This window comes from Streptomyces avicenniae, from assembly GCF_000719135.1.
In the GTDB taxonomy this organism is placed as follows: domain Bacteria; phylum Actinomycetota; class Actinomycetes; order Streptomycetales; family Streptomycetaceae; genus Streptomyces; species Streptomyces avicenniae.
In genome coordinates this window covers 208716-230984 of the sequence record NZ_JOEK01000008.1, presented here as the reverse complement: position 1 = coordinate 230984, position 22269 = coordinate 208716, and the positions used below count along the sequence as shown (strand labels likewise).

At 74.1% G+C, this 22269-nt stretch carries 20 protein-coding genes; 15 read left to right on the top strand and 5 right to left on the bottom strand.

What is annotated here, in order from left to right; translation table 11 throughout:
• Window positions 1-271: 271 nt before the first annotated feature.
• Window positions 272-1363, top strand: a complete 1092-nt coding sequence (locus IF27_RS14865; RefSeq protein ID WP_052850045.1) for a S1 family peptidase — start codon at window positions 272-274, stop codon at window positions 1361-1363.
• Between the two features lie 98 nt (window positions 1364-1461).
• Window positions 1462-2691 carry a DUF5685 family protein gene (locus IF27_RS14860; protein WP_052850044.1) on the top strand — a complete coding sequence of 410 codons (1230 nt, stop codon included), beginning with the start codon at window positions 1462-1464 and terminating at the stop codon, window positions 2689-2691.
• Window positions 2692-2742: 51 nt separating this feature from the next.
• Here the strand turns inward: IF27_RS14860 and IF27_RS14855 are convergent, their stop codons facing one another.
• Window positions 2743-3768, bottom strand: a complete 1026-nt coding sequence (locus tag IF27_RS14855) for an aspartate-semialdehyde dehydrogenase (protein ID WP_052850043.1) — start codon at window positions 3766-3768, stop codon at window positions 2743-2745.
• Window positions 3769-3995: 227 nt separating this feature from the next.
• Here IF27_RS14855 and IF27_RS14850 point away from each other — a divergent pair, with 227 nt between their 5' ends.
• Genes IF27_RS14850 through IF27_RS14825 form a run of 6 tightly spaced genes read left to right on the top strand, consistent with a single transcriptional unit; the run spans window position 3996 to window position 8574 of the window.
• Window positions 3996-4298 carry an urease subunit gamma gene (locus IF27_RS14850; protein ID WP_052850102.1) on the top strand — a complete coding sequence of 101 codons (303 nt, stop codon included), beginning with the start codon at window positions 3996-3998 and terminating at the stop codon, window positions 4296-4298.
• Window positions 4299-4321: 23 nt separating this feature from the next.
• Window positions 4322-4627, top strand: a complete 306-nt coding sequence (locus IF27_RS14845; protein WP_052850042.1) for an urease subunit beta — start codon at window positions 4322-4324, stop codon at window positions 4625-4627.
• A 46-nt stretch (window positions 4628-4673) separates the two neighbouring features.
• Window positions 4674-6407: an urease subunit alpha gene (locus tag IF27_RS14840; protein WP_052850041.1), complete on the top strand. Its 1734-nt coding sequence runs from the start codon at window positions 4674-4676 to the stop codon at window positions 6405-6407.
• A 13-nt stretch (window positions 6408-6420) separates the two neighbouring features.
• Complete coding sequence (locus tag IF27_RS14835; protein WP_052850040.1) at window positions 6421-7104, top strand: urease accessory protein UreF; 684 nt, start codon at window positions 6421-6423, stop codon at window positions 7102-7104.
• Window positions 7105-7117: 13 nt separating this feature from the next.
• Entirely contained in the window at window positions 7118-7831 is a 714-nt protein-coding gene (gene ureG / locus IF27_RS14830) for an urease accessory protein UreG (RefSeq protein ID WP_052850039.1), read from the top strand.
• Window positions 7828-8574, top strand: a complete 747-nt coding sequence (locus IF27_RS14825) for an urease accessory protein UreD (RefSeq protein WP_052850038.1) — start codon at window positions 7828-7830, stop codon at window positions 8572-8574. The genes ureG and IF27_RS14825 overlap by 4 nt, the downstream gene beginning before the upstream one ends.
• Before the next feature lie 19 nt (window positions 8575-8593).
• On the opposite strand, the gene IF27_RS31095 is transcribed toward IF27_RS14825, so the two are convergent.
• Together IF27_RS31095 and IF27_RS14820 are read right to left on the bottom strand one after the other, a co-directional pair.
• Window positions 8594-8737: a hypothetical protein gene (locus IF27_RS31095; RefSeq protein ID WP_190232966.1), complete on the bottom strand. Its 144-nt coding sequence runs from the start codon at window positions 8735-8737 to the stop codon at window positions 8594-8596.
• 132 nt (window positions 8738-8869) lie between these two features.
• Entirely contained in the window at window positions 8870-9289 is a 420-nt protein-coding gene (locus tag IF27_RS14820) for a hypothetical protein (protein ID WP_052850037.1), read from the bottom strand.
• Between the two features lie 1142 nt (window positions 9290-10431).
• Here IF27_RS14820 and IF27_RS14815 point away from each other — a divergent pair.
• Window positions 10432-12444, top strand: coding sequence for a glycosyltransferase (locus tag IF27_RS14815; protein WP_052850036.1), 2013 nt, complete (start codon window positions 10432-10434; stop codon window positions 12442-12444).
• Window position 12445: 1 nt separating this feature from the next.
• Here IF27_RS14815 and IF27_RS14810 read toward each other — a convergent pair whose 3' ends face one another.
• Window positions 12446-13102: an HAD family hydrolase gene (locus IF27_RS14810; protein WP_052850035.1), complete on the bottom strand. Its 657-nt coding sequence runs from the start codon at window positions 13100-13102 to the stop codon at window positions 12446-12448.
• 165 nt (window positions 13103-13267) lie between these two features.
• On the opposite strand from IF27_RS14810, the gene IF27_RS14805 reads away from it, so the two are divergent.
• From IF27_RS14805 to IF27_RS31575, 4 genes are all read left to right on the top strand, one after another.
• Window positions 13268-16699 carry a DNA polymerase III subunit alpha gene (locus IF27_RS14805; RefSeq protein ID WP_052850034.1) on the top strand — a complete coding sequence of 1144 codons (3432 nt, stop codon included), beginning with the start codon at window positions 13268-13270 and terminating at the stop codon, window positions 16697-16699.
• Complete coding sequence (locus IF27_RS14800) at window positions 16696-17703, top strand: DNA polymerase Y family protein (RefSeq protein WP_052850033.1); 1008 nt, start codon at window positions 16696-16698, stop codon at window positions 17701-17703. Before IF27_RS14805 ends, IF27_RS14800 begins: the two co-directional genes overlap by 4 nt.
• 102 nt (window positions 17704-17805) lie before the next feature.
• On the top strand, window positions 17806-18063 hold the full coding sequence (locus tag IF27_RS31580) for a hypothetical protein (RefSeq protein ID WP_052850032.1): 258 nt from the start codon (window positions 17806-17808) through the stop codon (window positions 18061-18063).
• Complete coding sequence (locus IF27_RS31575) at window positions 18039-18446, top strand: S41 family peptidase (RefSeq protein WP_223291066.1); 408 nt, start codon at window positions 18039-18041, stop codon at window positions 18444-18446. Before IF27_RS31580 ends, IF27_RS31575 begins: the two co-directional genes overlap by 25 nt.
• 46 nt (window positions 18447-18492) lie before the next feature.
• On the opposite strand, the gene IF27_RS14785 is transcribed toward IF27_RS31575, so the two are convergent.
• Window positions 18493-19149 (bottom strand): pyridoxamine 5'-phosphate oxidase family protein, encoded by a 657-nt coding sequence (locus tag IF27_RS14785; RefSeq protein ID WP_223291061.1) that lies wholly within the window; start codon window positions 19147-19149, stop codon window positions 18493-18495.
• Between the two features lie 258 nt (window positions 19150-19407).
• Here IF27_RS14785 and IF27_RS14780 point away from each other — a divergent pair, with 258 nt between their 5' ends.
• Entirely contained in the window at window positions 19408-20934 is a 1527-nt protein-coding gene (locus tag IF27_RS14780; RefSeq protein WP_052850030.1) for a pyridoxal phosphate-dependent decarboxylase family protein, read from the top strand.
• Window positions 20931-22268, top strand: a complete 1338-nt coding sequence (locus IF27_RS14775) for a lysine N(6)-hydroxylase/L-ornithine N(5)-oxygenase family protein (protein WP_052850029.1) — start codon at window positions 20931-20933, stop codon at window positions 22266-22268. The genes IF27_RS14780 and IF27_RS14775 overlap by 4 nt, the downstream gene beginning before the upstream one ends.
• The last annotated feature ends 1 nt before the right edge of the window (window position 22269 follow it).

Here is a 22269-nt window from a genome sequence, read left to right as displayed (position 1 = left end):
TCGCCACGCCCCGCGAGCGTACGCATGCGCAAGGTGTCCCCGGGCTGTCCGTCCCGCGCAGGAAAACCCGGAGTGTTCTGGATGGTTTACGCGCATTACCCCTACCGGTGTGCTCATATGGCTGGGGCAAGTTCTCGGCCTTGTGCGGCGCCCTGCGGACTCGGATACTCGCCGGTATCGCTTGGCATGAACGTGACTGGCCCGCGCCGGGTTGGCCGGGTTCATGCTCTCTCCGGAGCCCTGGCTCCACCCCCCACAGGAGGAAAAGAGCGTGACACACCGACGTACGTCACACCGGCGACGTGTCGCCGCCGCCGCGACCGGAATCGCGGCCCTCTTCGCCGGCACCTTCGCCGTCGCGGAGGCGAACGCCGAGTCCGCAGCGGTCCCCACGGCCGCTCCGCAGGTTCTCTCCTCAGCCGAGGCGGGCACCCTCGCGGCCTCACTCTCCGCGCAACTCACGCCCGAGACCTCGGGTGGTACCTACTACGACGCCGACTCGGGCACGCTCGTGGTCAACGTCACGGACGAGACGGCCGCCGCGACCGTCCGCAGCGCGGGCGCCGAGGCCCGCGTCGTCCGGCACAGCCTCGCCGAACTGGACGAGGTGAAGGACGCCGTCGCCGGATTCGCCGTCGCCGGCACCGCCTGGGCCGTGGACCCGGTCTCCAACACGGTCCGCGTCACCACCGACAGCACGGTGCGCGGCGCGTCCCTGGCCGACCTGCGGGCCTCCGTCGCCGAACTGGGCGCGCGCGCCTCGCTCGACGCGGTGGCAGGGGAGTTCCAGCCCTTCATCGCGGGCGGCGAGGCCATCTACAGCTCGGGCGCGCGCTGCTCGCTCGGGTTCAACGTCTCGATCGGCGGCTCCGCGGGCTTCCTGACCGCGGGGCACTGCGGGAGCGTCGGCAGCTCCTGGTCCGCCTCCTCGGGCGGCCCGGCCCTCGGCACCCTCACCGCTGGGCAGTTCCCCGGCGCCGACTACGCGCTGGTCGAGTACTCGGCCCCGGCGCCCGACCACCCGAGCGCGGTGTTCCTGTACGACGGCACCACGCAGGAGATCACCGGCGCCGCCGAGGCGACGGTCGGTCAGAGCGTGCAGCGCAGTGGCAGCACCACCGGTCTCCACGACGGCGAGGTGACCGCCGTGGACGTCGCCGTGCGCTACCCGCAGGGCACGGTGGAAGGCACCATCCAGACCACCGTGTGCGCCGAACCGGGCGACAGCGGCGGCGCGTTGTTCGACGGCAGCAACGCCATCGGGCTCACCTCGGGCGGCAGCGGCAACTGCACGTCGGGCGGCACGACGTTCTTCTACCCCGTGACGGACGCGCTCGCCGCGGTGGGGGCTACGATCCCGTAGCGGTAGACCGTCAGATCACCGGCACGTCGCTTCACGGAGCCCCCGGTCCGACAGGGACCGGGGGCTCCGCTGCGTGCCGTAGCAGGGGGGAACAGGGGATGTTCGGAATCGTGCGGCCGTGCAGGCACCGGCTGTCCGAGGGGCTGTTCGGCGAGTGGATGGGGCATCTGTGCGGGCTGTGTCTGGCCCTGCGGGGGATGCGGGGGCAGGCGGCGCGGATCGCCACGAACTACGACGGGCTGCTGATATCCGTCCTGTTCGCCGCCCAGGCGCCTGCGGAGGCGCGGGTACGGCGGACCGCGGGGCCGTGCGCGCTGCGCGGGATGCGGACGGCGTCGGTCGCGGCGGACGAGGGCGCGCGGCTCGCGGCGGTGGTCTCCCTCGTCCTGGCCTCGGCCAAGCTGCGTGACCATGTGGCGGACGGGGACGGTGTGTTCGCCCGGCCCGTCCTCGCCGGCGCGGCGCGGCGGGTGGCCTCCGGCTGGGACGTGGCGGGCGCGCGGTCGGGGGAGTCGGTGGGCTTCGACACGTCCGTGCTGGTGGACGCCGTGGCGCGGCAGCCCGAGGTGGAGGGGCTGGCGGGGCCGGGGACGTCCGTGCTGGCCGTGACCGAGCCGGTGGAGACGGCGACGGCCGCCGCGTTCGCCCACACCGCGCAGCTGGCGGGACGGCCGGGCAACGCGGGGCCGCTGGCCGAGGCGGGCGGGCTCTTCGGCCGCCTCGCGCACCTGCTGGACGCCGTGGAGGACCTGGAGGACGACCGGCGCAACGGCGCGTGGAACCCGATCGACGCCACCGGCACGCCGCTGCCCGAGATCCGGCGGCTGTGCGACGAGGCGGTCACCGGCATCCGCCTGGCGCTGCGGGACGCCGAGTTCACCGACGACAAGCTGGCGCACCTGCTGCTGGCGCACGAGGTCGGCCGCTCGGTGGACCGCGCCTTCGGCGGCCACGCGCACGGCGGCCACACCCACGCCCACGGGTCCGGCGACACCCGTACGCCGCTGCCGCCCGGCCTCCCCGACCTGCCGGACTTCCCCGGCCTGCCCGAGCCGCCAGGCCGCCGGGGGAAGCGGCGCGGCTTCTGGTCGGGCTGCGCGATGGCGGCCGGGCTCTTCTGCACCTGCCAGATCTGCTGCGCCGAGAGCTACGACGGCCCCTGGTCGGGCAACGAGCGGCACGGTGCCTGCCATTACGCGGAGCCCTGCGGCCAGTGCGCCGACTGCTGCCAGACCTGCAACTGCTGCGGCGGCGGGGGCGGCGAGGGGGGCGGCGGGTGCTGTGACGGGTGCTGCTGCGACGGCTGCTCCTGCGACTGCAACTGCTGACCCCGCCCCGCCCCGGCCGCCCCGCGTGCGCGGCGGCCGGGGCGCGTCACGTCACAGCTCGGCGGCGACCAGCTCCGCGATCTGCACCGCGTTGAGCGCGGCGCCCTTGCGCAGGTTGTCGTTGGAGACGAAGAGGGCGAGCCCGTGCTCCACCGTCTCGTCGGCACGGATGCGGCCGACGTAGCTGGCGTCGCGGCCCGCGGCCTGCTGCGGCGTCGGGATGTCGGACAGGGCGACGCCGTCCGCGCCCGCCAGCAGCTCGCGGGCGCGGGCCGGGCCGAGGGGGCGGGCGAAGCGGGCGTTGATCTGGAGCGAGTGGCCGCTGAAGACGGGCACGCGCACGCAGGTGCCGGAGACCTTCAGGTCGGGGATCTCCAGGATCTTGCGGCTCTCGTTGCGGAGCTTCTGCTCCTCGTCCGTCTCCTCCAGGCCGTCCTCGACGAGCGAGCCGGCCATCGGCAGGACGTTGAACGCGATCGGGCGCACGTACTGCTGCGGCGCGGGGAAGTCCACGGCCTGCCCGTCGAAGGTCAGGCGGGCCAGGTCCTGCCCGACGGCGGCGCGCACCTGGCCCTCCAGCTCGGCCACGCCGGACAGGCCGCTGCCGGAGACCGCCTGGTAGGTGGCGACGACGAGGGCCGTCAGCCCCGCCTCGGCGTGCAGCGGGCGCAGCACGGGCATGGCGGCCATGGTGGTGCAGTTCGGGTTGGCGATGATGCCCTTGGGGCGGCGCGCGGCGGCGTGCGGGTTGACCTCGGAGACGACGAGCGGGACGTCGGGGTCCATGCGCCAGGCGGAGGAGTTGTCGATCACGACGGCCCCGTCGGCGGCGACCTTCTCGGCGAGCGCCCTGGAGGTGGCCCCGCCCGCGGAGAACAGGACGATGTCGAGGCCGGAGAAGTCGGCGCCTGCCGCGTCCTCGACGGTGACCGCACCGTCCTGCCACGGCAGCGTGCTGCCCGCCGAGCGGGCCGAGGCGAACAGCCGGAGGTCGTCCACCGGGAACTTCCGCTCGGCGAGGATGCCGCGCATCACTCCGCCGACCTGTCCCGTTGCTCCGACGATCCCGATCTTCATGAGGCTCCTTCGAGGTTCCGCCCGTCCGTCCGTACGGCCGGTGACGCGTCCGGTGGGTGTCCCGCCGTCCCTCCCCAGACTGCCCCGGGCGGAGCGCCGAAGGCCAATCCATTCGTGCCGATGATAGTTCTGTTTGGAAGTAACGCCACCGTAACGAGGTCGAACTAACCTCCGGAACCTGGCGTTTCCGGTTCCCGGACACCCCCACGACAGCAGAGGTGGAAGGCGTGCAACTGACCCCGCGCGAGCAGGAACGACTGCTCATCCATGTGGCCGCGGACGTCGCCGACCGGCGGCGCGCCCGGGGCCTGCGGCTCAACCACCCCGAGGCCGTCGCGCTGATCACGGCGCACGTCCTGGAGGGCGCCCGCGACGGCCGCACCGTCGCCGAGCTGATGGAGTCGGGCCGCCGGGTCCTGACCAGGGCCGACGTGATGGAGGGCGTGCCGGAGATGATCCACGACGTCCAGGTCGAGGCCACCTTCCCCGACGGCACCAAGCTCGTCACCGTCCACGAGCCCCTCGCGTGAGCGGGCGGGAGGAGGGAGGCCCCGTGATCCCCGGGGAGATCCTGTACACCGACACGCCCGTGGTGCTCAACGAGGGCGCCCCCGTCACCCGGCTCACCGTCGTCAACGCCGCCGACCGGCCCGTCCAGGTCGGCTCGCACTACCACTTCGCCGAGGCCAACCCGGGGCTCGCCTTCGACCGCGCCGCCGCGCGCGGCAAGCGCCTCGCGATCGCCGCCGGCACCGCCGTCCGCTTCGAACCTGGCATCCCGGTCGAGGTCGAGCTGGTGCCGCTGGCCGGGCGCCGCGTCGTGCCGGGACTGCGCGGCGAGACCGGCGGCGCCCTGTGAGCGCCCCTGTGACCACCACCGCCACGCGCCAGGAGAGGGGACGGGTATGGCCGAGCTGACCCGCGCCGTGTACGCCGACCTGTTCGGACCGACCACCGGCGACCGGCTGCGGCTCGCCGACACCGACCTCCTGATCGAGATCGAGGACGACCTCGCGGGCGGTCCAGGCCGGGCGGGTGACGAGGCCGTCTTCGGCGGCGGCAAGGTCATCCGCGAGTCCATGGGCCAGTCCCGCGCCACCCGCGCCGAGGGCACCCCCGACACCGTGATCACCGGCGCCGTCGTCCTCGACCACACCGGGATCGTCAAGGCGGACGTCGGCCTCAGGGACGGCCGTATCACCGCCCTCGGCAAGGCGGGGAACCCCGACACCATGGACGGCGTCCACCCCGACCTCGTCATCGGTCCCGAGACCGAGATCATCGCGGGCAACGGCAAGATCCTCACCGCGGGGGCCATCGACGCGCACGTCCACTTCATCTCGCCGACCATCGCCGACGAGGCCCTCGCCTCCGGCGTCACCACCCTCCTCGGCGGCGGCACGGGCCCCGCCGAGGGCACCAAGGCCACCACCATCACCCCCGGCGGCTGGCACCTCGCCCGCATGTTCGCCGCCCTCGACGGCATCCCCCTCAACATCGGCCTGCTCGGCAAGGGCAACACCGTCTCGCGCGACGCCATGCTCGCCCAGCTGCGCGGCGGCGCCGTCGGCTTCAAGATCCACGAGGACTGGGGCGCCACCCCCGCCGCCATCGACGCCTGCCTGGGCGTGTGCGAGGAGACGGGCGCCCAGCTCGCGATCCACACCGACACGCTGAACGAGGCGGGCTTCGTCGCCGACACGCTCGCCGCCATCGCCGGACGCGGCATCCACGCGTACCACACCGAGGGCGCGGGCGGCGGGCACGCTCCCGACATCATCACCGTCGTCTCCGAGCCGAACGTCCTGCCCAGCTCCACCAACCCGACGCGCCCGCACACCGTCAACACCGTCGAGGAACACCTCGACATGCTGATGGTCTGCCACCACCTCAACCCGTCGGTCCCCGAGGACCTGGCCTTCGCCGAGTCCCGCATCAGGCCGTCCACCATCGCCGCCGAGGACGTCCTGCACGACCTCGGCGCCATCTCGATCATCTCCTCCGACTCCCAGGCCATGGGCCGCGTCGGCGAGGTGATCATGCGCACCTGGCAGACCGCGCACGTCATGAAGCGGCGGCGCGGCGCACTGCCGGGCGACGGCGCGGCCGACAACGCGCGGGCCCGCCGCTATGTCGCCAAATACACGATCAACCCGGCCGTCGCCCAGGGCCTCGACCACGAGATCGGCTCCGTCGAGCCGGGCAAGCTCGCCGACCTCGTGCTGTGGGACCCCGCGTTCTTCGGCGTGAAGCCGCAGCTCGTCCTCAAGGGCGGCCAGATCGCCTGGGCCCAGATGGGCGACGCCAACGCGTCCATCCCCACGCCGCAGCCCGTCCTGCCCCGGCCCATGTTCGGCGCCGTCGGGCGCGCCCCGGCCGCCAACTCGCTCAACTTCGTCACCCCGCTCGCGCTGGAGGACGGGCTCGGCGCGCACCTCGGGGAGCGGTTCGGCGTCGCCAAGACCTTCACCGCCATCACGAACACCCGGGGCGTCACCAAGGCCGACATGCGGCTCAACGACGCGCGGCCGTCCGTCACGGTGGACCCCGACACGTTCACCGTCACCGTGGACGGGGAGGCGATCGTCCCGGAGCCCGCCACCGAACTGCCCCTCGCCCAGCGCTACTTCCTCTTCTAGAAGGCGCGACGCGATGAGCACCCGCCGCACAGCCCTGCTGCTCCTCGCGGACGGCCGCTTCCCCGCCGGGGCACACGCCCACTCCGGCGGCGCCGAGGCCGCCGTCCGCGCGGGCCGCATCGACGGCCCCGCCACCCTGGCCGCCTTCTGCCGGGGCCGCCTCCACACCACAGGACTGGTCGCCGCCGCCCTGGCGGCAGCCGCCTGCGCCGGATGCGACCCGTACGCGCTCGACGCCGCAGCCGACGCCCGTACGCCCACGCCCGCCCTGCGCGACACCGCCCGCAAGCTCGGACGCCAGCTCCTGCGCGCCGCCCGCGCCACCTGGCCCGCGCCCGAGCTGCACGCCGTGGCCGCAACCAGGCCGCGCGGGCTGCACCAGCCCGTCGTCCTCGGCCTCACCGCGCGCGCCGCCGGGCTGACACCGCACGACGTCGCGCAGGCCGCCGCGTACGACACCGTCAGCAGCCCCGCGACCGCCGCCGTACGGCTGCTCAGCCTCGACCCGTTCGACGCCACGGCCGTGCTCGCCGGTCTCGCCGACGCCATGGACGCCGTCGCCGCGCAGGCCACCGCAGCCGCCGAGGCCGTCCTCGCCACCGGCAGCACCGACCACCTGCCCGCCGCCTCCGCGCCCCTCCTCGACATCACCGCCCAGCAGCACGCCGCCTGGCCCGTGCGTCTCTTCGCCTCCTAGGGAGCCCCGCCCCATGCACCTCGACCACCCCGAGACGTTCCCGCACCGCCACACCTGGAGCAGCGCGGCCCCGACCCTCCCGGACGGGACACGGCGCGCCCTGCGGATCGGCCTGGGCGGGCCGGTCGGCTCCGGCAAGACCGCGACCGTCGCCGCCCTGTGCCGCGCGCTGCGCGACCGGCTGTCCATCGCCGTCGTCACCAACGACATCTACACGCGCGAGGACGCCGACTTCCTGCTGCGCAACGCCGTCCTGCCGCCCGAGCGCATCGCCGCCGTCGAGACCGGCGCCTGCCCGCACACCGCCATCCGTGACGACATCTCCGCCAACCTGGAGGCGGTGGAGGAGCTTGAGGAGCGCACCGGGCCGCTCGACCTCGTGCTCGTCGAGTCGGGCGGCGACAACCTCACCGCGACCTTCTCCACGGGGCTGGTGGACGCGCAGGTCTTCGTCATCGACGTCGCCGCAGGGGACGACATCCCGCGCAAGGGCGGTCCTGGCGTCACCACGGCCGACCTGCTCGTCGTCAACAAGACCGACCTCGCCCCGTACGTCGGCTCCGACCTCGACGGCATGGCGCGGGACGCGAAGGCGCAGCGCGGCGACCTGCCCGTGGCGTTCACGTCGCTGCGCGGCGAGGACGGCGTGCGGCCGGTCGCGGACTGGGTGCTGGAGCGGCTCGCCGCCTGGACGGCCGGGCGCCCGGTGCGGGCCGCCGCCGTATGACGGGAGTCACGGCGCACGCGCGCGTCACCGCCGCGCCGGACGGCTCGCTGCCGCTGCTGCGGGGCGACGGGCCGTTCGCGCTGCGGCGGACGCGGGCGGCCGGTCCCTGGAGCCAGGTCACGGTGGTCGGCGCGATGAGCGCGCCGCTCGGCGGTGACCGGCTGCGGCTCACCGCCGAGGCGCTGCCTGGCGCGGCGCTGCGCGTCACCTCGGCGGCGGCGACCATCGCGCTGCCGGGGCGGGACGGCGACGGGGCGACGTACGACACGGCGCTGACCGTCGGGGCCGACGCGTCGCTGTGGTGGCTGCCCGAGCCCGTCGTCTCGGCGGCGCGCAGCGACCTGCGGATGACGACGCGTGTGGACGTGGCGGACACGGCGCGGCTCGTCTACCGGGAGGAGCAGATCCTCGGGCGGGCGGGGGAGGAGCCGGGGCGGCTCGTGGCGCGGCTGGTGCTGCGGATCGGCGGGGTGGTCGCGCTGGACCAGGAACTGGCGTACGGCCCCGGGGTGCCGGGCTACGACGGCGGGGCGGTGCTGGGCGGCCACCGGGCGGTGGGGCAACTGCTCGTCGCCGACCCGGCGTTCGCCGACAAGCCGCCCGAGGCGGCGCTGCTCGGCGGGACGGCGGTGGTGACGCCGCTGGCCGCCTCCGCCGCGCTGGTGACGGCGGTGGCGGCGGACGGCCTGGCGCTGCGCCGCCTCCTCACGGCGGGCGCGGAACACCTGGGCGTGGTGGCGTAGGGGCTGGCCGGGCGACGGGTCAGGGCACTTCGCCACCGATGGCGCGCAGCACGTCCCCCAGCCGGACGAAGCCGTGGCCGGTCACCCGCGACTCGTCGTCCGGCATGGCGTCGAGCTGGGGAGTGGACCAGAAGGCTTCCGTACGGATGCCGGGGTGCCGCATATCGGGGGAGAATTTCGCGTACTTCGCGCAGCCTTTTCCGCCGGTACTTCGAGCCGGTGGTCGGTCGTCACCGGTTCTTCGCTTCGGCCGGACACTCCGCGCGGCCTCCCCCCGGAAAGCTTCGGCGCACCGTCATGTGAGAGGGCCACCGATTATCTCGTACGCACACCGCGCGCCGATGGCGTACTGCTTGGAGTACTCGCCCTCCTGCTGTACTTGTTCCGGGAACCATGTGTCGGGCCCCGGGTCGAGGTCGAGGAGGCAACCGGTGGGCGAGCAGTCGAGTTTCAGCCCGTCCGACAGAACGTAGTAGGAGTATGCCTCGCCCAGGACGAAACGATAGGCCGTGAGTCCGTCGAGGGTGAACCGGACGAGCCGCCATGTGTGGCCATCCGTTGCATCTGCCGCCGTGATGTCCACGGTGAGGCTTCTGCCGTCCTTGGGGGGCAGCGGCGAGTGGATGTGAGTACCTACGATGACCGCATCCTCGAATCCACCGAACCTTTCGGCGAGTTGCGGCGAATTCTCTTCGGTGAGTTCGATGGCAGGCATGGCGCTCCGGTGTGCGTGGGTGACTGGAGGTTCGGCGGCGTTCGTGTCGGATCACTCTGCCATCGACGGTGGCGGCACCTCTCCGAGCCGGGCGAACTCCGGATGCATGAGGCGGGGTTGCCCGGCCTCCCGGACCTCTCGTGGATTGCGTGACTCCGCGAGCCTTTGCTGTCGGGATCAGTGCGCGTCCGGTCCCGATTCAGGACCGATGTAAATTTCCCTTCCGTCGGCATCCCATGCCCTGCTGTGACCACCAGCAGGGGCAGCCACGATGAGAGCCCCCGATTCCATGGAAACCATGCCGTCATCGCCTCCTCCGAACCATTCCACCGCGATGGGTCTGCCTGGCTCCAACATGTACTCAGCTGCTGTCGGCTCGAAGGCCACTGCAATGTGCCGGTCCGTGCGCATGGTGAATCTCATTTTCATCCTTGAAGGTTGTCCATGTGGTACTGGAACAAATCTGCTCTTGATCCGGTGCTGGGATTGACTCTTTCCGGGTTGTCGGGGAACTTTTCCGCTGACCTGTCGTGAATGTCTTGATGAAAGTTTCGCCAGATTTGGGCGTCATCGCGGGTCATGCCGATCGCCCTCATTACCTCTACCTGCTCAGGAGTCTTGAGCCTGCTGGCGTCTGCGAGGCTCCGACCGCCCCACGCCATATCACCAAATTCTGAGCGATTCGTGAACCCCATCCGTTGCCATGTCGAATCGAGGTCCACAACGCTGGGAACTGCCCGGTCGCAACTGGCCCGCGCCTCGGCCAGGGCGATGGCCTCCGCGCTCCGTGTCTGTTCGGACGAAGTCGGCAGAAGTCCGGAGAGCGGCGCGGTGGACAGGGGAACTGTCCCTGTCCGTCTCCCGCGCCATCGTCTTACGCCTTGCGACGGTCCGCTTCACTGCGACGCCGGTCCGTGACGGGGGTACGAGGGAAGCGGGACGAGTGCGAGTCGATGACGTGTCCGCGGATAAGGTCATCTGTGGTCTTTCTCATGTTTTGAGCGTGCTATGTGGTAGTTGTAGGTAATTTATTTGCCGACATGGCGATAGGGCGTGTTGCGTGTATCGTGCATGTAGCAGCGTTGAGCGCTGATCGTGAGGGGAAAGTCCCCACATGTGGGGAATGTGTAGGGGAAGTCGCCGTGAACATCACGTTCCTGCTCAACAACGCCTACGGCATCGGCGGCACCATCCGTGCCGTCTCGAACCTGTCGGCCGCGTTCGCCGAGCGGCACACCGTCACGGTCGTGAGCCTCCACCGGCACCGTGACGCCACCAGCTTCACGTTCGACCCGCGCGTCAGGATCGTGCCGCTGATCGACGGGCGGGAGGGCGCGCAGGACGCCGCGCTGCTCGCGCAGGCCGGGCCGAGCCGGGTGCTGCCGGAGTGGGACCTGAACGGGTCACGGCTCAGCGACGAGCGGATGGGCGCGTTCCTCGCGGACACCGACGCCGACGTCGTGATCGGCACCCGGCCCCCGCTCAACACCTACCTCGGACGGCTCGGCGACGCCCGCTACCTGCGGGTGGCGCAGGAGCACTCGCAGCTGGGCACACGGTCCGCCGTGTCGCGTGACCTGCAACTGGCCGTCGTGCCGCTGCTGGACGCGTTCCTCCCCGTGACCGCCGCCGACGCCGCCGACTACCGCGCGGCGCTGCCCGGCGTCCGCACCCGCATCCTCCCCCTCCCCAACGCCTCGCCCGCGCCCGCCGTCGCGCCGTCCACCGGGGACAGCCGGGTGATCGTCGCCGCCGGGCGGCTGACCCCGACCAAGCGCTACGACCGGCTCCTCGACGCGTTCGCCAAGCTGACCGGCGAGTTCCCCGACTGGGAGCTGCGGATCTACGGCCGTGGCCCGGCGAAGCCCGAGCTGCGGGAGCACATCGAACGGCTCGGCCTGTCCGACCGCGCCCGCCTCATGGGGGCGGCGGCGCCCGTCGAGACCGAGTGGGCCAAGGGCGCGATCGCCGCCGTGACCTCCGAGTACGAGTCGTTCGGCCTCACCGTCGTGGAGGCGATGGCCTGCGGCGTGCCGGTGGTCTCCGTGGACTGCCCCGTCGGGCCGCGCGAGATCATCACGCACGGCGAGGACGGCCTGCTCGTCCCGCCGGAAGGCGGCCCCGACGCCGTCGCGCAGGGCCTGCGGACGCTGATGACGGACGCCGCGCTGCGCCACCGCATGGGCGCGAAGGGCAAGGTCACGGCGGCGCGCTACCGGCCGGACGCGATAGCCCGCCGCTACGAGGAACTGTTCTGGCAGTTGCGGCCCGCGCTGCGCCCGGCCGGGAAGCTGCGGAGCCTGCTCGGCGGGCGGAAGCGGCGGGCCGCCGCCCCCGTGACGGCCGAGCCCGCGCCGGGGCCGCCGTCCGCCCGCTGCGCCGCGACCCCGGACGGCGGGTTCACCGTCGCCCTCGGGCCCTCCGCGCGGGGAGAGCTGGTGCTGCGGCTGCGCAGGTCGTCCCCGCGCCGGGAGATACGCGTTCCCTTGACCGGGGACGGTGACGGACGCGCCGCCGTCCCGCGTGCCGCCCACACGCTCGCCGAGGGCCGGTGGGACTGCTTCCTCGCGACGGGGGACGGCAAGCCGCGGCGCGTCGCCGCCGCGCTCGTCGAGCAGGCCGCGCTCGTCACCGCGCCGCCCGCCGTGGACGCGGGGGGCGTGACCTCCTGGATTCCCTACACCACCAAGGACGGCAACCTCACGATCCGCGTCTGGCGGCGCCCCGTCCACGCGGAGGTCATCGGCGTAGCGGCGCACGAGGAGGCGGCCACCGTCACCGTGCGGCTCCTCGGCGGCCTCGCCCCCGGGCAGGTGGAGGGCGTCTTCGCCGCCTGCGCCCTCGACACCGGGCGTGACTTCCCCGTATCGGCCGAGGCCCTCGACGGGGAGCGGCTGCTGCTCACCCTGCCCTACGGGGAGGCGTTCGCCCGGCGGGCGCCGGAGGGCGCGACCCGGTGGGAGATACGGCTGCGGACCGCGGACGGCCGCGTGATCACGGCCGGGCGCATCGGCGGGGACGGCGCCGATCGCAAGGGGACGGACGTCTACCCGGCGGCCGTCCGCGGCGGGGCGGCCGTGCGCGTGGGGTACACCTCGGACAACGCGCTGGTCATGAGCGCGCGGGCCGTCGCGCCGCCCGCCGCCGACGGGTGAGTCAGACGCCGATGCCGAGCAGCCCGGGCAGCGCGCGCATGTCGTCGAACACGACGGTCTCGGGGCCCGCCAGCCACTCCGCAGGGGTGAGCCCGCCCGCGTAGCCGAACGAGCGCATCCCGGCCGCGCGGGCGGCCCGTACGCCGTACTGACTGTCCTCCACGACGACGCAGTGCTCGGGCGGCACGCCCATCCGCTCCGCCGCGTGCAGGAACAGGTCGGGCTCCGGCTTGCCGCGCGCCACCTCGGTCGCGCTGAAGATGCGCCCGGCGAACCGGTCGTACAGCCCGGTACGGCTCAGCGTGCGGCGCATCTTGTCGTGTCCGCCGCTTGAGGCGATGCAGTGGGGGAGCGGGCCGAGCGCGTCCAGGGCCTCGGAGATGCCCTCGATCTCGGTCAGCTCCGCGTCGATGACGTCGGCCAGCCGCAGCCGGTACTCCTCGCCCCAGCGCGCGGCCAGGGCCTCGCCGAGCCGCTGCGCGACCTGGAGGCGGACGGACTGCTCGGAGCGGCCGAGGAAGCGGTCGATGATCTCGTGCTCGGTGAGGGGCCAGCCCAGTTCGGCGCCCAACTCGACGCACACGCGCAGCGCGAGGGGTTCGCTGTCCACCAGCACGCCGTCGCAGTCGAAGATCACCAGTTCAAGGGGAAGCGCCACCCGGGCAGCCTAACGCGTACGGATTCCGGCCACGGTGCGGGGACGGTCGCCGCTGACCTGCGGCGCTTATCACTCGTACACATGTTCGATGGCTGGTTTATGGTGGACCCCAGGGCCGGCGAGGGACGCGAGGGGCGGGGGGCCGAGGCATGACGGGAGGTGCGGATGACCCCGCGTTTCACGCACCTGCACGCCGTCTCCGGCTTCTCCGCCCGCTACGGCGCCTCCCACCCCGGGCGCCTCGCCGAGCGGGCGGCTGAGCGCGGCATGGACGCCCTCGCCCTGACCGACCGCGACACGCTCGCGGGCGCCGTGCGCTTCACCCGCGCCTGCGCCGCCGCCGGGATCAGGCCGGTCTACGGCGTCGAGCTGGCCGTCGCCGCCCCCGACCCCGCCGACGGCCCCCCCGGCACGGCCGCCCGGCGGCGCACGCCCGCGCGCGGCGGCGCGTTCACCGACGAGTCCGCGCCCCGCGTCACCTTCCTCGCCCGCGACGGCGCCGCCGGATGGGCCCGGCTGTGCCGCCTGATCACCGCCGCGCACGCCGCCGTCGCCGGGACGGGCGAACGCCCCCTGCTGCCCTGGGACGAGGTGACGGGCGGCGGGCTCGACGGCCTCGTCGTCCTGCTCGGCCCCGACTCCCCGCCGGGACGCGCCCTGACGGCGGGCCGCCCCGACCGTGCCGCGCGGCTGCTCGCCCCCTGGCGCGAGACCGCCGGTGACGGACTGCGCCTCGCCGTGGACGCCAGCGGCCCGCCGCGCACCGCCGCCCGCACCCTCGGCCTCGCCGCCACCGCCGGTGTCCCGCCCGTGCTCACCAACGGCGTGCGCTACGCCGACCCGGGGCAGGGGCAGGTCGCCGACGTCCTCGACGCCGCCCGCCGCCTCGTCCCCATCGACCCGCGCGGGCCGCACGACAACGGCGAGCGCTGGCTCAAGGGCCCGGCCGCCATGGCGGAGGCGGCCGACGCCGTCGCCACGGCGGCCGGGATGGGCGCCACCGAGGCGCGCCGCCTGCTGACCGTCACCGAGGAGACGGCGCAGTCCTGCCGCGTCGATCCCGAGGGCGACCTCGGCGTCGGCAGCGTCCACTTCCCGGAGGCGCGCCTCGTCGGCGCGGCCGACCGGACGGCCGACCGCGTCCTGCGTTCGCGCTGCGCCGCCGGGATGCTGGCCCGCCGCCTCGAACGCGACCCGGGGCGCTGGGCCAGGCTCGACGCCGAGCTGGACGTGATCGCCCGCCTCGGGTTCGCGTCGTACTTCCTCACCGTCGCCCAGGTCGTGCGGGACGTCAGGGGCCTCGGCATCCGCGTCACCGCGCGCGGCTCGGGCGCGGGCTCCCTCGTCAACCACCTCCTCGGCATCGCGCACGCCGACCCGGTGGAGCACGGGCTGCTGATGGAACGGTTCCTCTCGCCGCGCCGCGCCGTGCTGCCCGACATCGACATCGACGTGGAGTCCGCCCGCCGCCTCGACGCGTACCGGGCGATCTTCGAGCGCTTCGGGGAGCGGCGCGTCGCGACCGTCGCGATGCCGGAGACGTACCGCGTCCGGCACGCGATCCGCGACGTCGGGCTCGCCCTCGGCCTCGACCCGGCGGAGACGGGGCGGCTGGCCACGGCGTTCCCGCACATCAGGGCCAGGGACGCGCGCGCCGCCCTGGCCGAGCTGCCGGAGCTGCGCGGCCTCGACGCCGACGCGTACGGGCCGCGCATGTGGGACCTGGTCGAGGCGCTGGACGCCCTGCCGCGCGGCGTGGCCATGCACCCCTGCGGCGTGCTGCTGTCGGACGTGTCGCTGCGCGACCGCACCCCCGTCGTGCCGACCAGCGGCGAGGGCTTCGCCATGTCCCAGTTCGACAAGGAGGACGTGGAGGATCTCGGCCTGCTCAAGCTCGACGTGCTCGGCGTGCGGATGCAGTCCGCCATGGCGCACGCCGTCGCCGAGACCGGACGGGCCAGGGGCGAGCGCATCGACCTCGACCGCGTGCCGCAGGGTGACCCGGAGACGTACCGGCTGATCAGGACGTCCGAGACGCTGGGCTGCTTCCAGATCGAGTCGCCGGGGCAGCGCGATCTCATCGGGCGGCTCCAGCCGGAGGACTTCCACGACCTGGTTGTCGATATATCGCTGTTCAGGCCGGGGCCGGTCGGCGCCGACATGGTGCGGCCGTTCATCGAGAGCCGGGCCGGGCGGCGGCCCGCGCGGTACCCGCACCAGGACCTGGAGCCGATTCTGCGCGAGACGCACGGCGTCGTCGTCTTCCACGAGCAGGTCATCGGCGTGATCGCCCGCATGACCGGCTGCGACCGCGCGCTCGCGGACGAGGCGCGCCGCGCGTTGTCCGACCGGGAGCGGCAGGGGCGGGTCGGCGCCTGGTTCGCCGCCGAGGCGGGGAAACGGGGGTACGCGCCCGAGGTCGTCGCGCGGACCTGGGAGATCGTCGAGTCCTTCGGCTCGTTCGGCTTCTGCAAGGCGCACGCCGTCGCGTTCGCCGTGCCCACCTACCAGTCGGCCTGGCTCAAGGCGCACCACCCGGCCGCGTTCTACGCCGGGCTGCTCACGCACGACCCGGGCATGTACCCGAAGCGGCTGCTGCTCGCCGACGCGCGGCGGCGGGGGGTGCCGGTGCTGCCGCTGGACGTGAACGCGTCGGACACCGCCTATCGAATCGAACTGGAGTCCGAATCAGGGCGGTGGGGTGTCCGGCTCGCCCTCGGCGACGTCCGGGGGATCAGCGGCGAGGAGGCGGAACGGATCGCCGCCGGGCGCCCGTACGGCTCGCTGACCGACCTCTTCGCGCGCGCCGCGCCGTCCCGGCCGGTCGCCGAACGGCTCGCCATGGTCGGCGCGCTCGACGCCTTCGGCGCGAACCGCCGCGACCTGCTGCTGCACATCGCCGAACTGCACCGGCAGCGCGTCGGCAGCGGGCCGGGCGGCGGCCAGCTCCCGTTCGGCGACGACGCCGCCCGCACGCCCCCCGCCGGGCTGCCCGACCTCGGCGCGGACGAACGGCTCGGCGCCGAGCTCGACGTGCTCGGCATGGAGACCCAGCAGCACCTGCTGACGGGGCACCGCGCGTTCCTCGACGAACTCGGCGTGCTCACCGCCCGCCGCCTGCGCGAGGCGCGGCACGGCGACACCGTGCTGGTCGCGGGGGCCAAGGCCGCCACCCAGACCCCGCCGATCCGCTCGGGCAGGCGCGTCGTCTTCGCCACCCTCGACGACACCACGGGGCTCGTGGACCTGGCCTTCTTCGAGGACAGCCACGCCGCCTGCGCCCACACCGTCTTCCACTCCTGGCTGCTGCTGGTGCGCGGCACCGTCCAGCGGCGCGGCCCGCGCACGCTGACCGTGGTCGGCGAGGCCGCGTGGGACCTCGCCGAACTGGCCGACCTGCGCCGCACCGGCGGCCTCGACGCGGTCGCCGAACGCCTCACGGCGAACCCCGCGGACACGGAGGCCCCCGAAGGCGTCACCCGCCGCATCGACCTGGGCAACGGCTACACCCTCCACCCCTGGGCCGACCTGCGCCCGGCCGGTGGCTCCGCCGCCCCGCGCAAGCTGTGGCACTCCAGCCCGGGGAGCGCGGGATGACCGGACGGCACGTGCTCTACGTGCGCTACCTCACCGGCCCGCGCGCCACGGACGGCGCCGACCGCTCGGCCCACCCCGGGCTGCTCGGCGTCCTGCACGGCATCACCCCCGTCGTCCAGCCGCTGCCGCCCGACGCCGCGCTCGCCGACGTCCGGGGCGCCCTGCGTTACTTCGGCCTCGACGCCGTACGGCTCGCACGGCTCGTCCGGGTGCGCGGCCTCGCCCTGCACGGCACCGACTGCGCCATCGGCGTCGGCCCCAACCCGCTGCTGGCGCGGCTGGCCGCGGCCCGGCCCGGCGGCGGCCCCGGGATCGCCGCCGTGCCCGACGACCCGGACGCGATCGCCGCCTTCCTCGCCGACCGGCCCGCCGCCGACCTGCACGGCGTCGGCCCCGCCACCGCCCGCGCCCTCGCCGCGTACGGCATCGGCACCGCGGGCCTGCTGGCCGCCGCCCCGGCCCTCACGCTCCAGCGCATCCTGGGCGCCTCCACCGCCCGCCGGGTGCAGGACCTCGCCCGGGGCATCGACCCGACCTCCGTCGTCCCCGGCACACCGGCCAGGTCCACGGCGGCCGAGCACCGGTTCGGCCACGACGAGCTGGACCCCGCCGTACGCCGCCGCGCCCTGCTCACCCTCGCCGACCGGCTCGGCTTCCGGCTGCGCGACACCGGGCAGACCACCCGCGCCCTCACCCTCACCGTCCGCTACGCCGACCGCACCGTCTCCACGCGCCGCCGCACCCTGACCGAACCGACCGCCCACACCCCGGCGTTGGCCGGCACCGCCTACGCCCTGCACGACGCGCTCGGCCTCCAGCGGGCCCGCGTCCGCGCGGTCGCGCTGCGCGCCGAGGACCTGACGGACGTCTCGCACAGCGCCCGGCAGCTCTCCCTCGACCCGGCGGACGAACGCCGCCGCCGCGCGGAGGCGGCGGCCGACCGTGCCAGGCGCCGCTTCGGCGCCCGCGCCGCCGGGCCCGCCGGACAGCTCGACGCGGCCTGAACCGCGGCCCCTTCGCGCCGTGTGCTCAGCTGTCCCCATGGCATCACCGACGCCCCGTCAGCCGATCCGGCTTCGGCGTCCCCGGGGCAGGGCGCGCCCCACGTGGCCGAGGAGCGCCTGACGTTCGACGGATCCCTCGGCGGCGTGCCGAAGGTGGAACTGCTCGACGGCGGCGTCGCCCTGCTGGAGCTGGGGCCTGAGCTGTTCCCGCCCGACCGGTCGGCCGGGCCGCTGACCGCCGCGCTCACCCTGGTCGCGCCCGCCCGCGCCCTGATCCTCGACCTGCGGGCAACCGGGGCGGTTCCCCCGGCGCCGTCTCGTACGTCTGCACCTATCTGTTCGACGGGCGGACGCACCTGAACACCCTGCACCGGCGCGAGGGCGACCGCCACGAGCAGTTCTGGACGCTGCCGCACGTGCCGGGACCGCGCTTCGGCGGGACGAAACCGCTGTACGTCCTGACCAGCGGTGTCACGTTCTCCGCCGCCGAGGAGCTGGCCTACGACCTTCAGCAGCCCGGCCGCGCCGTGGTCGTCGGCGAGCGCACCGCCGGGGGCGCGCACCCGTGCGACAGCTGGCAGGTCCACCCGCACCTGGAGCTGACCGTCCCGATCGCGCGGGCGGTCAACCCGGTCTCGGGCACCAACTGGGAGGGCATGGGCGTGCTGCCCGACATCCCGTGCGCCGCCGCCGACGCGCCCGGCGTCGCCCTCGCGCAGGCCCGCGCGCGGATCGCGGGCTGAGGACACGGGAGCCGTCGGCCCGTCAGGCCGTCAGCCTGCCGGTCCGTCAGCCCTTGTACAGCCCTTCCACGTACTGCGGTCCGTAGTGCTTCTCCAGCACCTCCAGCGCGTCGTCCGGGCGTTCCAGCGCCTTGGAGATCCGCGCGCGGGACGGCAGGGCGTCCGGCTGCCAGGTGGCCGGGTCCCACAGTCCTGAGCGCAGCGCCGACTTGGCGCAGTGGGTGAATATCTCCTCCGCCTCCACGACCAGGGCGAGCCGCGGCCGGTTGCCCTTGACCGTCATGCGGTCGAAGAACGGCGCCTCCCGGACGATGCGCGCCCGCCCGTTGATCCGCAGGGTGTCGCCCCGCCCGGGTATGAGGAAGATCAGGCCGACCCGGGGGTTCGCCAGGATGTTGCGGAAGCCGTCCATCCGTTTGTTGCCCGGCCGCTCGGGGAGGGCGAGGGTGCGGTCGTCCAGGACGAGCGCGAAGCCGGGCGGATCGCCCTTGGGCGAGACGTCGCACGTGCCGTCCGCGGCGGACGTGGCGATCAGGCAGAACGGTGAGCGGGCCAGCCAGGCGCGGTCGAGGGCGTGCAGCGTGGTCCGGGTCTTGTCGCGGGTGTACGGGGCGGGTTCGCCGACCAGCTCCCGCAGCTCCGCCTCCGACGTGACGTCACGCACCCCGCCGCCCTCCGTCGCTTCCCACGTGTCCGTGTCCACCGGCGACCTCCCGTCCCGGCCCACCCGTCCCGGCGGGCCTCCTCCGCACCTCACCGAGCTTACGCCCCGGCACTGACAGCTCCGCCGCCGTGACCCCCCGCACACCGAGGCCCTGTTGACATGGTTAGGTATGCCTAACCTAAATTGATCCGGGTGAACGGAGACCGTCCGTCCGGCCCTCGTCAGCCGACCACCGGCTCCCGGGCGCGCCCCCATGTCACCGATCAGCCGCCGATACAAGGGACACCCACAGAACCCATGAGCATGCCCGGCCATGCACCACCCGCCCCCGCACCCTCCGCCCTCCTGGAGCCCGACCTCCTGGCCGCCGACCCCGCCGGCCTCGCCGAGGTCGGACGGCTCGTCACCGAGCTGACCAGAGAAGCCGCCGGGGCGCTCCGCCGCCGCAGCGGACCCCTCCCCGCCCTCACTCCCGACGAGCTGTCACATCTCATCGACGCCCAGCTCCCCGACGGCCCCCTCCCGCGCACCGGCAAGGGCCGCGACGCCGTGCTGGCGCTGGCCCGCTCCTACGCCGCCCACACCGTGGACCTCGCCGACCCGCGGGCCGCCGCCCATCTCCAGCCCCCCGCCCTGAGCGTCGCCGCCGCCGCCGACGTCCTCGCCTCCGTCTTCAACGCCTCCGTGGACACCTGGGACAGCGGCCCCTACGCGGTCGAGCTCGAACGCCGCCTCGTCCGCTCCCTGACCGACCTCGTCGGCCACGGCCCCGGCGCCGACGGCGTCCTCACCCCCGGCGGCACCGCCTCCAACCTCCAGGCACTCCTCATCGCCCGCGACGCCGTCCTGCGCGACCGCGGCGACATCCGCAGCACGGGGCTGACCGGCCTGAGCATCCGCCCCGTCGTCTACTGCTCGGAGCTGGCGCACTTCTCCGTCGCCCGCGCCTGCGCCCTGCTCGGCCTCGGCGAGCACGCCGTCCGCGCCGTCCCGGCCGACGCCGAGCACCGCATGGACGTCGCCGCGCTGGAGCACGCCCTCGCCTCCCGCGCGCCCGACGAGATCCCCCTCGCCGTCGTCGCCACCGCGGGCACCACCGACTACGGCTCCATCGACCCCCTGCCGGAACTCGCCGTCATCGCACGCCGCGAGGGCATCCGGCTGCACGTGGACGCGGCCTACGGCGGCGGCGCCCTCTTCTCCGACCGGCTCCGCCCCCTCCTCACCGGCCTGGAGTCCGCCGACACGATCACCATCGACCTGCACAAGACCGCCTGGCAGCCCGCCGCCGCCAGCGTCCTGCTCGTCCGGGACGCCCGCGACCTCGCCGCCACCACCGGGCTGCGCGTCGCCTACCTCAACCCCGACGACGACGGCGCCGCCGGGTACGACGGCCTGCTCGGCAACTCCCTCGCCACCACCCGCCGCGCCGACGCCGTCAAGGTCGCCGCCACCTTCCTCGCCCTCGGCCGCGAGGGCATCGGCGCCATGCTCGACGCCTGCCACGACCTGGCGGGTCACGCCGCCGCCGCCGTGACCGCCCACCCCCGTCTCGAACTCACCACGGAACCCGTCCTCACCACGGTCGTCTTCCACTACCTGCCCCGCACCGGCGCGGACCCCGACGCCGTCAACGGCGCCCTCCGCCGCCGCCTGCTGCGCCAGGGCAGCGCCCTCATCGGCCGCACCGACCTGCCGGGCGGCGCCGTCCGCCTGAAACTCACCCTGCTCAACCCGCAGGCCACCAAGACCGATCTGGACGAACTGTTCGCCGCCGTCGTCGCCGCCGGTGAAGCCGTCGAGAGCACCGGAGAACATCTGTGAGCCCCGCCCCGCACGCCGAACCGCCGGTCCTCGACCTCGCCGCCGTCGGCATCGGCCCGTTCAACCTCTCCCTCACCGCGCTCGCCGACGAGGTGGACGACCTCGCCTACGCCGCGTACGACCGCCGCCCGGCCTACGACTGGCACCCGGGCCTCATGTTCGACTGGGCCAAGCTCCAGGTCGGCTTCCTCGCCGACCTCGTCTCGCTCGTCCGCCCCACCAGCCGCTGGTCGTTCCTCAACTACCTCGCCGAGCACGACCGGATGTACCCCTTCTACATCGCCGAGCGCTTCCACGTGCCGCGCCGCGAGTACGCCGACTACTGCGCCTGGGCCGCCGCCCGCCTGCCTGGCGCCCACTTCGGCACGGACGTCACCGCCGTCCACTGGGACGCCGACCGCGCCCTGTGGCGGCTGACCCTCACGCCCACCGCCGGTACGGACGGCGCCGCCGCCACGGACACGTACGCCCGCAACATCGCCCTCGGCGTCGGCACGGAACCCCACCTGCCCACGGCCCTCGCCGTCCCCGCCGCCCGCACCCCCGACCGCGTCTTCCACTCGGGCGAGCACCTGCACCGCGTGGACAGCCTGCGCGAACAGGGCGTACGCGACATCACCGTCGTCGGCTCGGGCCAGTCGGGCGCCGAGGTCTTCCTCGACCTGCTGCGCCGCCAGCGCGACGCCGGATGGTCCCTCACCTGGCTGACGCGCTCCTGGGGCTTCGCGCCGCTCGACTACTCCAAGCTCGTCCTGGAGTACACGACCCCCGCCTACATGCGGTACTTCAACGGCCTCGCCCCCGGCGTCCGCGACCGCCTCGTCGCCTCGCAGTGGCAGCTGTACAAGGGCATCGACACCGAGACGATCGACCTCATCCACGCCGAGCTGTACGACCACATGCTCGACGGCGACCGCCCCCCGGTCACCCTTCTGCCCGGCACGGCCCTCCTCGGCGCGCGCTCCGCCGACGACGGGACTGTCCGCCTCACCACCTCGCACGCCGAGACGGGCACGGAACGCGAGCTGGCCACCGGCGCCGTCATCGCCTCCACCGGCTACACGGCCCGCCGCCCCGACTGCCTGGAGCCGGTGGACAAACTCATCGCCTGGGACGACCAGGGCCGGTACGACATCGACGCGGGCCACCGCGTCCGCACCGTCCCCGAGGTCACCGGCGGCCTGTTCGTGCAGAACGCCGAACTGCACACCCACGGCGCCGCCGCCCCCGACCTCGGCATCGGCGCCTACCGGGGCGCGACCGTCCTGAACACCGTGACAGGCCGCCAGGTCTTCAGGACCCCGGAACGCACCGCGTTCCAGACCTTCGGCTGAC

Coding starts and splice junctions, on each gene's coding strand:
- IF27_RS14780 (WP_052850030.1), top strand. CDS start 19,408: ATGAGCATGCCCGGCCATGCACCACCCGCCCCCGCACCCTCCGCCCTC.
- IF27_RS14825 (WP_052850038.1), top strand. CDS start 7,828: ATGACGGGAGTCACGGCGCACGCGCGCGTCACCGCCGCGCCGGACGGC.
- ureG (WP_052850039.1), top strand. CDS start 7,118: ATGCACCTCGACCACCCCGAGACGTTCCCGCACCGCCACACCTGGAGC.
- IF27_RS31095 (WP_190232966.1), bottom strand. CDS start 8,737: ATGCGGCACCCCGGCATCCGTACGGAAGCCTTCTGGTCCACTCCCCAG.
- IF27_RS14805 (WP_052850034.1), top strand. CDS start 13,268: ATGACCCCGCGTTTCACGCACCTGCACGCCGTCTCCGGCTTCTCCGCC.
- IF27_RS14820 (WP_052850037.1), bottom strand. CDS start 9,289: ATGCCTGCCATCGAACTCACCGAAGAGAATTCGCCGCAACTCGCCGAA.
- IF27_RS14860 (WP_052850044.1), top strand. CDS start 1,462: ATGTTCGGAATCGTGCGGCCGTGCAGGCACCGGCTGTCCGAGGGGCTG.
- IF27_RS14855 (WP_052850043.1), bottom strand. CDS start 3,768: ATGAAGATCGGGATCGTCGGAGCAACGGGACAGGTCGGCGGAGTGATG.
- IF27_RS14835 (WP_052850040.1), top strand. CDS start 6,421: ATGAGCACCCGCCGCACAGCCCTGCTGCTCCTCGCGGACGGCCGCTTC.
- IF27_RS14840 (WP_052850041.1), top strand. CDS start 4,674: ATGGCCGAGCTGACCCGCGCCGTGTACGCCGACCTGTTCGGACCGACC.
- IF27_RS14800 (WP_052850033.1), top strand. CDS start 16,696: ATGACCGGACGGCACGTGCTCTACGTGCGCTACCTCACCGGCCCGCGC.